12 protein-coding genes are annotated in these 11,707 nt (G+C 65.6%); 6 read left to right on the top strand and 6 right to left on the bottom strand.

All coding sequences use genetic code 11. From position 1 onward, the window contains the following. Positions 1-98: 98 nt before the first annotated feature. Positions 99-1,451, bottom strand: a complete 1,353-nt coding sequence (locus tag SPR01S_RS11610; RefSeq protein ID WP_369405271.1) for an ATP-binding protein — start codon at positions 1,449-1,451, stop codon at positions 99-101. A gap of 5 nt (positions 1,452-1,456) precedes the next feature. Next, positions 1,457-2,134, bottom strand: a complete 678-nt coding sequence (locus tag SPR01S_RS11605; protein WP_066589771.1) for a response regulator — start codon at positions 2,132-2,134, stop codon at positions 1,457-1,459. Positions 2,135-2,259: 125 nt separating this feature from the next. Here SPR01S_RS11605 and SPR01S_RS11600 point away from each other — a divergent pair, with 125 nt between their 5' ends. Continuing rightward, on the top strand, positions 2,260-2,814 hold the full coding sequence (locus SPR01S_RS11600; protein WP_066589769.1) for a hypothetical protein: 555 nt from the start codon (positions 2,260-2,262) through the stop codon (positions 2,812-2,814). 34 nt (positions 2,815-2,848) lie between these two features. Here the strand turns inward: SPR01S_RS11600 and SPR01S_RS11595 are convergent, their stop codons facing one another. Next, the gene (locus SPR01S_RS11595; protein WP_369405270.1) at positions 2,849-5,488 is read right to left on the bottom strand and encodes a putative bifunctional diguanylate cyclase/phosphodiesterase; all 2,640 of its coding nucleotides are present in this window, start codon (positions 5,486-5,488) and stop codon (positions 2,849-2,851) included. Positions 5,489-5,571: 83 nt separating this feature from the next. Beyond that, positions 5,572-6,471: a LysR family transcriptional regulator gene (locus tag SPR01S_RS11590; RefSeq protein WP_066589768.1), complete on the bottom strand. Its 900-nt coding sequence runs from the start codon at positions 6,469-6,471 to the stop codon at positions 5,572-5,574. Between the two features lie 93 nt (positions 6,472-6,564). On the opposite strand from SPR01S_RS11590, the gene SPR01S_RS11585 reads away from it, so the two are divergent. After that, complete coding sequence (locus tag SPR01S_RS11585; RefSeq protein ID WP_066589765.1) at positions 6,565-7,563, top strand: aldo/keto reductase; 999 nt, start codon at positions 6,565-6,567, stop codon at positions 7,561-7,563. A gap of 8 nt (positions 7,564-7,571) precedes the next feature. Here the strand turns inward: SPR01S_RS11585 and SPR01S_RS11580 are convergent, their stop codons facing one another. Further along, on the bottom strand, positions 7,572-8,756 hold the full coding sequence (locus tag SPR01S_RS11580; protein WP_084251127.1) for a serine hydrolase domain-containing protein: 1,185 nt from the start codon (positions 8,754-8,756) through the stop codon (positions 7,572-7,574). Between the two features lie 17 nt (positions 8,757-8,773). Next, positions 8,774-9,268, bottom strand: a complete 495-nt coding sequence (locus SPR01S_RS11575) for a winged helix-turn-helix transcriptional regulator (protein ID WP_066589762.1) — start codon at positions 9,266-9,268, stop codon at positions 8,774-8,776. Positions 9,269-9,366: 98 nt separating this feature from the next. On the opposite strand from SPR01S_RS11575, the gene SPR01S_RS11570 reads away from it, so the two are divergent. The 4 genes from SPR01S_RS11570 to SPR01S_RS11555 are packed head-to-tail and all read left to right on the top strand — an operon-like array spanning position 9,367 to position 11,621. Then, a complete protein-coding gene (locus SPR01S_RS11570; RefSeq protein WP_169803424.1) occupies positions 9,367-9,741 on the top strand; it encodes a YciI family protein in 375 nt (124 codons plus the stop codon). Between the two features lie 14 nt (positions 9,742-9,755). Continuing rightward, a complete protein-coding gene (locus SPR01S_RS11565) occupies positions 9,756-10,403 on the top strand; it encodes a dihydrofolate reductase family protein (RefSeq protein ID WP_066589780.1) in 648 nt (215 codons plus the stop codon). Between the two features lies 1 nt (position 10,404). After that, positions 10,405-11,064 carry a glutathione S-transferase family protein gene (locus SPR01S_RS11560; protein ID WP_066589754.1) on the top strand — a complete coding sequence of 220 codons (660 nt, stop codon included), beginning with the start codon at positions 10,405-10,407 and terminating at the stop codon, positions 11,062-11,064. A 23-nt stretch (positions 11,065-11,087) separates the two neighbouring features. Beyond that, positions 11,088-11,621, top strand: a complete 534-nt coding sequence (locus SPR01S_RS11555; RefSeq protein WP_066589747.1) for a DUF1993 domain-containing protein — start codon at positions 11,088-11,090, stop codon at positions 11,619-11,621. Positions 11,622-11,707: the final 86 nt, after the last annotated feature.

Below are 11,707 nucleotides of genomic sequence, written 5' to 3'. Positions count from 1 at the left end.
GGTCGACGACCAACTGGCCGCCTTGCTTCCTCCCCCTCCGTCAGGCTGCGCCTGACACCTCCCCCTGGCGGGGGAGGATTGGTAAAAGTCGATCCAAGTTACTGCTGGATTGAGCGCGCAAGCGGCAAGGTGAGCGTCGCCGTCAGGCCGCCGCCGGGCGCATCGCCCAGGGTCAGGTCGCCGCCATAGAGGATCGCCAGTTCGTGCGCGATCGCCAGCCCGAAGCCATGTCCTTCGCCGCGCTCGTCGAGCCGGGCCCCTTTGGCCAGCGCCCGCTCGCGCTCGATCGCCGGAATACCCGGGCCATCGTCCGAGATCGTGACGATCGCCGAGCTCGACGCGACGCGGGCACCGATTACGACCCGCGATCGTGCCCATCGCATGGCATTGTCGGCCAGATTGCCGATCATCTCGTCCAGGTCGGTGCGGTCGACCGCGACCGCCAGGTCGGCCGAAACCGCGACCTCAATCACGACGCCATGCTCGGCATGGATGCGGCGCAAGGCGGTGGCGAGACCCTCGGCGACCGCGGCGACCGGGGTCACGACCCGCGCACTCGCAATGCCGGCGCGCGCGCGGCCGAGGTGATGGCGCACCGTCGCGTCCAGTCGCGCGACCAACGCCGCCAGCCGCCCGTCGGGATCGCGCCCGGGCTCGCCGGCGACCAAGGCGAGCGTGGCGATCGGCGTCTTCAGCCCATGCGCCAAATTGGCCGCGCTCCCCCGCGCCGCTGCGAGCGCCGCCTGGTTATCGGCGACCAGCGCATTGAGTTCGCTGGCGAGCGGGGCGAGTTCGGCGGGCTGGTCGTCCGGAAGCCGCTCGGCACGGCCATTGCGCACCGCAGCGATATCGTCGCGCAACCGGTCGAGCGGGCGCAGGCCGATGCGTAGTTGCACCAGTGTCGCAATGGCGAGCAGGACGCCCAGCGCGAGCAACGACAGGATGAGCGGCGCCATAGCGCCGAGGATCGGGCGCGTGATCGTCTCGCGCGGCGTGGCGACCGCGACCATTGCGGGTCCGGCGTCGGTCAGCACGGTGCGCCAGCGGCCATGCACCGGCGCGCCGTCGGTCAGGTCGCTATCGAACGGCCGCCAGGGCGACACACCGTGATCGTGCCTGCGGTCGGGACGGGGCGGCGGCAGGCGATCGAGCGTCGCCTCGGTCAACGGAGGCAGCCCTCCGCGCGACAGCGAACCGGTCGGCGTATCGATCCGCCAGACGTCGCCCGGCGCAAATCCGGCCTCGATCTCGGTGGCGCGGGCGCGATCTATCCCGCCATCGCGCTTCACTAGGCTGGCGAGAACGAAGCCTTCATTATCCAGCCGCTGATCGGCGCCGTGGACGACGAACCGTTCGAGGATGCCGCCGATCGCGACGCCAGCGACGACCAGCGCGAGCAGGGTGGCGACGGCGGACAGCGCTAGCAGTCGTCCGCGGATCGATCGCGGCATCAGCCTCATTGCGGCGCCGCCGGCGCGTCGGCGGTCAGCCGATAGCCGCGTCCGCGCACCGTCTCGATCAAGTCGCGCCCGATCTTCCGCCGCAGCCGGGCAATGATCACCTCGAGCGAGTTCGAATCGGGGTCGGCGTCATTCTCATAGACGCGGTCGAGCAATTCGAGCCGCTCGATGACGCTTTCCTTGCGCAGGACCAGCGCCGACAAGACGCGCCATTCGAGCGCGGTCAGGCGAAGCGGCAGCCCATCGAGCTCGAACTGGCCGGTCTGCGCGTCGTAACTGAGCGGTCCGCAGATGACGCGCGGCGCGGCGTGCCCCGCGGCACGGCGCGCGAGCGCGCGCAGCCGCATCACCAATTCCTCGACGCGGAACGGCTTGGTCAGATAATCGTCGGCGCCGGCACGGAATCCCTCGACCTTGTCCGACCATCCGTCGCGTGCGGTCAGGATCAGCACCGGCAACGTACGGCCCGCGGCGCGCCATTCGTTGAGCACGGCGATCCCCGATTTGATCGGCAGGCCCAGGTCGAGCACCGCCGCGTCATATTGGCCGGTATCGCCGAGATGCGCGCCGTCCTCGCCGTTCGTCGCGTGGTCGACGGCGAAGTTCTCCGCCCTCAGCGCGCGCAGGATCGCGGCGGCCAGATCGGCATCGTCCTCGACCAGCAGGATGCGCATCGTCTTCCTTTCGCCGGCGGAGCTACGCCATCCGCTTAAACCGAAACTGAACGCCGGGGTTCAGCGCGGCGTGTCGACGTATCGCTACGACTCGCGACCATCGCAATCACGAAGGAGATCGAACGATGACCGATGTAAAGAACCTGATGAGCCGCCCGGCGATGCTGTGGATCGGCGGTGCGGCGTTGCTCGCGGCCGGCGCCGCAGCCGGGGCAGGAGCGGTCGGACTGACGCGGCCCGGGATCGAAGTGGCGCCGATCCGGCCGGTCGCCATCGCCTCGCTGGCACGAGGTGGCGACGGGCTGGTGACGGTGCGCGGCAAGGTCGCCGAAATCTATGGCGACCGCTTCACGATCGCCGACGGCAGCGGCAAGACGATGGTCGATGCCGGCCGCGACGGCGACAATGCGGTCACGGCGGGACAGGACCTGCTGGTCCAGGGCCGCTATGATGATGGTCAGTTGCATGCGTCCTTCCTGGTCGATGGCAATGGACGCGTGCGCGCTGTCGGGCCGTTCTTCGCCCATGGGCCGCGCCGGGGCGGGCCCAGGGAGCGGCACGGTCCCGGTGACGTCGGTCCGGGTCATGACGGTCCGCCGCCGCCCGGATGCGATGCGCCGCCTCCGCCTCCGCCTCCGCCGGCATCGGTATCGCCGCCGCCCGTTGCTCCGAAGCAATAGCCATTGCGCGCGGTCACCTCGGTGGCCGCGTCGCTCAACTCGCCTTGCGGATTTTGCTCACAGGGACCGGAGCGTTGAGCCGCTCCAGGTTGAAATTCTGGGCAAATTCCAGGCCTGCGCGGCCATGTTTGGCCCAGCGCACGGTGGCCGGGAACATCTGCCCTTCGAGCAACTCGATCTGGACGTCGACGCCCGACGGGTCGACCGGGAATTCGATGCCGTCGATCAGCGCACCGGTCGACGAGATGTTGCGGATGCGCACCTCGCCCTTGGCAATGCCGAGGTCGAGTATCGCGGACCGCAGCATCGTGGACCGGGGGCTGCGGCTGGCCTTGTAGCCCAACGGGGTGGCATGGCCGCCGGCGGCTTGCAACTGGCGGACGACCTCTTCGCTCCGCGCCGGCTTGCCATAGACGTAGCCCTGGATGTGGCTGCAGCCGAGTTCGCGGATCAGTTCGACTTCATCCTGAAGCTCGACGCCTTCGGCGGTGGTTTCCATGTAGAGTGTGTTGGCCAGCGTCACGATCGCCTTGATGATCGCGGCGTTGCGGTTGCCCGGCACCGCGGCCCCACGCACGAAGCTCTGGTCGATCTTGATCTTGTCGAACGGCGCCTTTTTCAGATAGCCGAGCGACGAATAGCCGGTGCCGAAATCGTCGAGCGCCAGGCGGACGCCGATCCCCTTGAGCGATTTGAACATCTGTTCCGAGCTGGCGGTTTCGTTGACGAACACGCCTTCGGTGATCTCGAGTTCGAGCCGGTGCGGCGCCAGGCCCGAATTGGCGAGGGCCGAGGTGACGATCGCGGGCAAGGCCGGATTGGCGAACTGGATCGGGGAGACGTTGACCGCGACGCGGACATGGTTGGGCCAGCCCGCCGCCTCACGGCAAGCGGTCCGCAATACCCATTCGCCGATCGTTTCGATCATCCCGCATTCCTCGGCGATCGGGATGAATTCGGCCGGGCTGATCGCGCCGCGCGTCGGGTGATCCCATCGGATCAGCGCTTCATAGCCGACGATCTGCTCGCCCTGGGTCGAGACGACGGGCTGGTAGGCGACGTAGAATTGGTTGCCGACCAAGGCGTGCCGCAGATCGTCTTCGAGCTGTTTCTTGGATTGAGCGCCGGCGAGCAACTCGCCGCGGAAGAAGCGGTGGACACCGCGGCCGTCGCCTTTCGCTTCATACAGCGCGAGGTCGGCGTTGCGGATCAACGTCTCGGAGTCATTGCCGTCTTCGGGCGAGATCGCGATGCCGATCGAACAGCCGATGGTGATCGACGATCCTTCGATGAAATAAGGCTGAGAAAGCGATCCGATCACTGCTCGCGCCAGCTCGCTCAGCCGGTCGCGATTGCCTTCGCCCGGCAGCACGACCTTGAATTCGTCGCCCCCCAAACGGCCGACCAGACCGGCCTCGCCGACCGCCCGCTGCAGCCGCTGCCCAACCTGCTTCAACAGCGCGTCGCCCATCTGGTGGCCGAGCGTGTCGTTGACCGCCTTGAAGCGATCGAGGTCGAGCAGGAACAGCGACGTGATGGCATGGCCCGATTGCGGCGCCAGCGTCTTGTCGAGCGAGGCGCGCATGCGCTGACGGTTGGCAAGGCCGGTCAGGCCGTCGAACAGCGCCAGCCGCGTGATCTCGGCTTCGGACCGGCGCTTTTCGGTGAGATCGCGGCCCGATCCGACAAAGCCCTGGAATCGCCCGAGTTCGTCGATCATCGGCCGGCCGGAAATCGACCACCAGCGCTCACTGTCCTCGTCGGCGGTAGGGCAGACCGAATAGTCGGAAAAGCTGGTGCGCGAGGAAAGGTGGAAACTCAACGTGCGTTCGGTGTCCCCGGCTTCGGTATCCATGCGGAAGATGTCGTTGAGCCGGCCCCCGACCGGTTCGACGCCGAGCCGCGCGAATTCGCGCCCAACCTTGGCCGACAGATAAGTGATCTGGCCGTAGCGATCGGTCTGCCAGAACCAGCCGTCGCCATGATCCTCGACTTCGCGCACCAATTGCGCGGCAAGGCGGCCCGAACTGTTCTCGGCCTCGTCGAGCCGGTTGCGTTCGACATCGTTGCGGGCAAGTCGCACGGTCGAGATCGCCAGGCTGGCGAGCGCCAGGAAAGCGATCGCCGTCGGCAGGCCGAGTCCGGTATGGAGGAGCACCATGCCGGCGAGCGCGGCAGCGAATGCCAGGGTCGCCGCCCGCAGCGGATGGATGGCGACCGCGGTAATCGTCACGCCGGCAAATACCGCGATGAACCCGGCGAGATGATATTCGCCGACCGGAAATCCTGCGACCAACGGCAGCAGCGACAACAGGCCGACGCCGAGCGCGCCCGAACAGAGCGTCAGGGTGCGGATCTGGACATGAGTCGGCCAGAAACGCGCGAACTTCAGCTTGAGCTGGGCTAAAGCGGCGAGCGACGCCGCGGCGATCACGCCGCCGCGGAGCACCGCGAGGCCGATCAGATCGTCGCGCCCGAAATAATGTGCGATCAGGCCGACCGCGAACGGCGCGAGCAATTGGGCGAACAGCACGAACGGCCAAACCGCGCCCAATTCGCCGATGCGCTGCAACCGCGCCTCGATCGTCTCCGGCGTAGCATCGGCGTCAAGCGCCAGTGCGCCCCAGGTGGAACGCGTCGCATTGACTACAGATCGGCTCGGACGAACGGACATGGCCATGCCCGTAATGCGAAGATGTTAGGAAGTGCTTTCAGCGAAACCTAAAATAGCTGGCCAGGTCGAGGCGAACAGTGCGGTCAGCTGGCGTCGTCCGTGCGAATGAAGTCGATGAATGCGCGCAGCGGGGCCGGCATCAAGCGGCGGCTGTGATAATAAAGCGAGGGTCCGGGAAACGGCTCCATCCAGTCGGCCAGTATCTCGACCAGAGACCCGCGCGCCAGTTCGGCGGCAAAGAATTCGTGGAATCCCGTGGCGATGCCCAGTCCGGCGACAGCAGCGGCGGTCGCCATTTCGATCGAATTGGAAACCAGCGGGCCTTCCGGCGCGAGGCGATACCGTCGGCCGCCGCGCTCGAAGTCCCAAACGATCATGCGCCCGCTGGCGAAACGATGGCCGATCCGCTGATGCGCGGAGAGATCGCGCGGGTGCCGCGGCGTGCCGTGACGCTCGAGATAGGCGGGGGCAGCGACGCAGACGAAGCGCTGGCGGCGCGGTCCGATCGGGACCGCGATCATGTCGCGGTCGATACTCTCCTCATAGCGTATGCCCGCGTCGAACCCGGCGGCGAGAATGTCGACGAAATCGTCCTGCGCGGAGATTTCCAGGCGAACGCCCGGGTGCGCGGCGAGGAAACGTGCGGCGATTGGCGGCAGGACGTGGCGCGCGACGATGCCGGGGACATTGAGCCGTAACGTGCCGGTGGTTCGGCCGCTTTCCGCCGCCAGCTCGTCGGCGGCATGCGCCAATTCTGCCAGCGCAGGCGTCAATCGATCGAGCAACCGCCGGCCGGCCTCGGTCGGGGTGACGCTGCGCGTCGTGCGGTTGAGCAGACGGACGCCGAGATCGCCTTCCAGGCGGCGCACCGCCTCGGAAAGGGACGAGGCGGAAAGATTGCGCGCCTGCGCGGCAGCGCGAAACCCGCCCGCCTCGGCCACCGCGGCGAATTGCGCGAAATCGTCGAGATTGGGCGAAGCCATTGTACGGAATTTCGCACGGGCCGTTCCCGTTGTCACGGCTTATCGTACGATATTCGCCGTCGCATATACGCCCTGCGAACAGGAGTTTGAGTCATGGAACAAAGAAAGCTTGGCGATACCGGCCCGATGACCTCGGCGATCGGATTGGGCTGCATGGGTATGTCCGGCACATATGGTCCTGCCGACCGCGACGAGGCGATCGCGACGATCCATGCTGCGCTCGACGCCGGTGTTACGTTGCTCGATACCGGGGATTTCTACGGTCAGGGCCATAACGAGATGCTGATCGCGGAGGCGGTCGCCGGCCTGCCGCGCGACGCCTATCAACTCAGTGTCAAATATGGCGGCCTGCGCGATCCTGCTGGGGCGTTTATCGGCTTCGATGCGAGCCCGCGCTCGACGAAGAACTTCCTTCACTACACGCTGCAACGGCTGCGGGTCGACCATATCGACATCTACCGCCCCGCACGGCTCGACCCCGACGTGCCGATCGAGGAGACGATCGGCGCGATCGCCGAGATGGTGCAGGCTGGGTATGTCCGCCATATCGGCTTGTCGGAAGTCGGGTCGGAGACGATCCGCCGCGCCGCCGCCGTGCACCCAATCGTCGATCTGCAGATCGAATATGCCCTGGTCAGCCGCGGACCGGAGGACAGCATCTTGCCGACGCTGCGCGAGCTCGGGATCGGCGTTACGGCTTATGGCGTGCTGTCGCGCGGGTTGATCAGCGGACATTGGCAAGCGTCGAGCGAGGCGCGGCAGGACGATTTCCGCGCGCATTCGCCGCGTTTCCAGGCGGGCAATGTCGAGACGAATCTGCAGATCACCGACCGGCTCAAGGCGATTGCCGACGCCAAGGGCATCACCACCGCGCAACTCGCCATCGCCTGGGTCGCGGCACAAGGGCAGGACATCGTGCCGCTGGTCGGAGCCAAGACGCTCACGCGGCTCGGGGAAGCCCTGGGCGCGCTCGACGTGGAGCTCAGCGCCGACGATCTCGCGGCGATCGAGGCGGCGGTGCCGCGCGACGCGGTGCGCGGCGACCGTTATCCGGCGCAGGGCATGGCCTCGCTCGACAGCGAGCGCGGCTGAATTAGACGCTAGGGTCGGTAGCCTTCCCATTCGGCGGGGAGGCCGACCGGCCCGAGCAATTGGTCGGTCAATGGGACGAAGATCGCCGCCGCGCGATTATCGTTGGCCATCAGCAGGATGCAGCTCTGCCGTTTGTCGACGCACATCGCGTAATTCTCGGTGCCGTCGTCATGCCCTTCCTTGAAATAAGCGTGGCCGAACCGGCTTTCGAACGTGCCCCAGCCGACGCCATAGCCCAGCTTCATGCCTTTCCAGCGATCGGTGCGATCGTCGCGCAGCGTCGGAAACTGGGTCGGGCTGTCGATCAAGATGGTGGGGCGGACCATCGCCGTATGCGCGGCCAGCCCCAGCCCGTCACTGCGCGAGACCGCGGCGAGAAAACGCGCCCAGTCGGCCAGCGTCGTATCCATCGATCCCGCGACGTCGACCTTGCGCCGACGCGCAAAAGGCTGGCGCTGGCCGTTCGCGGTGTAGCCATAGGCAAAGCGGCCGTCATAATTGTCGCGCCAGGTCATCGACGTGTCGCCCATCCGGAAGCGGTCGAATATGCGCGCCTGCATTTCCTTGCCGACGTCGATCCCCAGACCCTTTTCGAGCACGAACTGAGCCAATTGGACGCCTTCGCCCGAATAGCCGTAGCGAGCGCCCGGATCGCGATGGAAACGCAGCTTCTTGTCGTCTTCGAAGAAGCGGAAATTGGCGAAGCCGCTGCTATGGTTCATCAGTATCCGCAGGGTTAGCTTGCGCCAGCGCTCGTCACCCTTGAGATCGGCATAAGCGGCATAGTCGGGCAGCGGCTTGGCCAGATATTGGTCGATCGGCTTGTCGAGATCGACTTTCCCTTCGACGACCAATTGCATCAGCGTCCAGGCGAAGGTTGCCTTGGTCAGCGACGCGCCGGGCATGATCGTCGCCGGCGTCATCGGCGTCTTGTTCTCGGCGATCGCGTAGCCATAGCTCTTGATGAAGACGATCTTGCCCTTGCGGATTATCGCGACGCCAAGTCCGGTGACCTGATGGCTGGTCATCATCCGCTGGACCAGCCCGTCGACGGCACTTTCCGACAGCCGCCGGTTGTCGAGTGTGTCGAACACGCGCTGCGGTCGATCGGCGGCCCCGATCGCGAATAGCGCCAAAGCGGCGGTCAATAGTCGCAACGATCGGCCGGACGGCATGTGAGTCTCCCAGAACATCGGCGCTCTATCGCCGCTCAGGCGCGATTAGCCAATTCTTCGTATGCGGCGGTCAGGCGCGGCAGCACCGGTTCGTGCTTCGGCGGCAATGGCGCGCCGAGATGTTCATGGCGCAGCTCGGCCATGAAGGCCTCCCACAAAGGCGGTCCCCCTTCTTCGAGCAATTGCGCGCGGATCGCGAGTTCGGGTGTGGTCGGCAAATGTCGCCGCCCCCAGGCGCCGATCTGGGCGAGTACCGGCAGCAACTGAATCGCTGGCTCGGTCAGGCTGTAGATCGCTTTTTGCTTGTGGCTGGGGTCGTCGCGCTTGGTCAGCAATCCGCGCTCGACCAGCTTTTTCAGGCGATCGGCCAGGATGTTGGAAGCGATCCGTTCCTGAGAATGAAAGAGCAGCTCGCGATAATGGCGGCGGTTGCCGAACATGATGTCGCGGATCACGATCAGGCTCCAGCGATCGCCCACTATCTCCATCGTCAGGTTGATCGGACAGCCCGATCGTTTCGCTTCCGCCATGGCGGCAATTTAGGAAACTGCTTGCAATATGCAACTGCTTAATTTAGCCGATGCAGATACCGCTTGCGAAATGCAAGCGGTATTGCGAGGAGGATGCGATGAAGTTCTTGTGCTTGTGCCACTATGAATCGGCGCGTTTCGCCGAGCTGAAGCCTGCCGATTTCGAGGAGATCGGCGCGATCTGTGCGCCGCACGACGCGGCGCTGAAAGCGAGCGGGAAGGTCGAACTGATCGGTGCGCTGGGCATGCCGGAACAATCGCGGACCTTGCGTGTCGAGAATGGCGCCGTGGTCGCAAAGGCCGGCCCTTATGCCGTGACGCCGGAGCCGTTCGGTGCCTTCTTCGTCGTCGAGGCCGATGATATCGACGACGCAGTCGAGATCGCGAAACTGCATCCGGAAACGCGTCTCGGCGACAAATTCGGACGCGGCGGAATCGAAGTGCGCCCGATCGATTTCATCGAGCGGCCGTGAGTGGGAGAGAGATGATGGGTAAGGTACGTGTCGGTGCGTTTTCGGTATCGGTTGATGGCTTCGGTGCCGGACCCGAGCAGAGCCTCGACGATCCGCTCGGCAAGAACGGCCGCGAGGTGCACGGCTGGTTCTTCCCGACGCGCTTCTTCCAGACCATGATCGGGAAAGGGGACGGCGAGACTGGGATCGACAACGATTTCGGCGAGCGGGCGATGACCGGGTTTGGCGCGTTCATCCTGGGCCGCAACATGTACGGGCCGATCCGCGGCGAGTGGAACGGCACCGATTGGAAAGGCTGGTGGGGCGACAACCCGCCTTATCATGCGCCGACCTATATTCTGACCCATCACCCGCATCCGCCGATCGAGATGGAAGGCGGCACCACCTTCATCTTCGTCACCGACGGAATCGAAAGCGCCCTCGAACAGGCGCGCGCCGCGGCAGGCGATCTAGACGTCAAGATCGGCGGCGGGGTGTCCACCGTGCGGCAATATCTGCAGGCGGGGTTGATCGACGAACTCCATTACGCCGTGTCGCCGGTCGTGCTGGGGCAGGGCGAGGCGATGTTCGAGGGGATCGACCTGCGCGCGCTCGGCTACGCCCCGACCGAGCAGGTAATGGGCGAGCGCGCTCTCCACATCGTGCTGGCGAAGGGAAAGTGACGTGACACTGAAGCTCTACGCGCATCCCTTCTCGTCCTACTGCCAAAAAGCCAAGACGGCGTTCTATGAAAAGGGCGTGGCGTTCGAGGAAGTGATGCTCGACGGCAGCGAGCCGGCGGCAAGCGAGTTCGCCGCGCTGTGGCCGATCGGGCGGTTTCCGGTACTGACCGATGGAGCCGATGAAAATGACAGGCGAGTGGTGTTCGAGACCACCACGATCATCGAATATCTCGACGCAAAATATCCCGACAAGCCGTTGATCCCCGGCGATCCCATCGCTGCTGTCGAGGCGCGGATGTGGGACCGCTTCTTCGACAATTATGTCAGCTATCCGCAGCAACGTCTTGTCTATGGCGCACTTGGCCGCGAGGCGAAAGACGATGCCAGATGGCACGGCGCGCTCGACACAGCCTATGCCGTGCTCGACAAGCACCTGGCGGGGCGCGAATGGGTGGCGGGCGATGCGTTCAGCCTGGCCGATTGCGCGGCGGCGCCAGCATTGCTCTACGCCGATTGGAGCCATGCGATCCCCAAGTCGTTCGCCAACGTCTGGGCCTATCGCGACCGACTGCTCGCGCGGCCGAGCTACGCCCGCGCGCTCGATGAGGCGCGGCCCTATCGCCACTATTTCCCGCTCGGCGCACCGGAGGGACGCGACTAGCTCGCCCGACGAGAGAGAAACTGATGGCGACTTCACTCTACGACCTCAGCGTGCCGACCTTTCTGCAGACGGTGAGCGCCGTCGCGGGATTCCTCGATCGCGCGGTCAGTCACTGCGAACGGAACGGCGCCGACCCCGACGATTTCGTCGAGGCTCGTCTCTATCCCGACATGGCCCCGTTTCATTTTCAGATCGAGGCGCTGTCGCATCACGCCGCCTGGGGGGTGGAAACGCTGAAGACCGGTGTGTTCGATCCGCCCGGGCTGATCGGCTCGATGCCGTTCGCCGATCTTCAGGCGATGGTCGGGCGCGCGGAAACCATGCTGCGGGCATTCACGCGCGAGGAGATCGATGCCTGCGCCGGCAGGGATCTCGACCTCCAGATCGGCCCGCGCCAGCTTGCCTTCACGGCGGAGGAGTTCATCCTCTCCTTCTCGCTACCGAACTTCCATTTTCACGCCGTCACCGCTTACGACATATTGCGCTCGCGCGGCGTGCCGATCGGCAAGCGGGACTATGAGGGGCGGTTGCGAACTTCGGCGGTCGGCGAGTTTTAGCGGCACCCGCTTGACCCTATCGTCACCCCGGCGAAGGCCGGGGCCGTTGTGTTTCACGCAACGCCTTCGCCTGACAACCCGGCGGC

Source organism: Sphingomonas pruni NBRC 15498 (assembly GCF_001598455.1).
Lineage (GTDB): Bacteria > Pseudomonadota > Alphaproteobacteria > Sphingomonadales > Sphingomonadaceae > Sphingomonas > Sphingomonas pruni.
The sequence above is the reverse complement of the archived record's forward strand: the minus strand, read 5'-3'. Positions and strand labels throughout refer to the sequence as shown.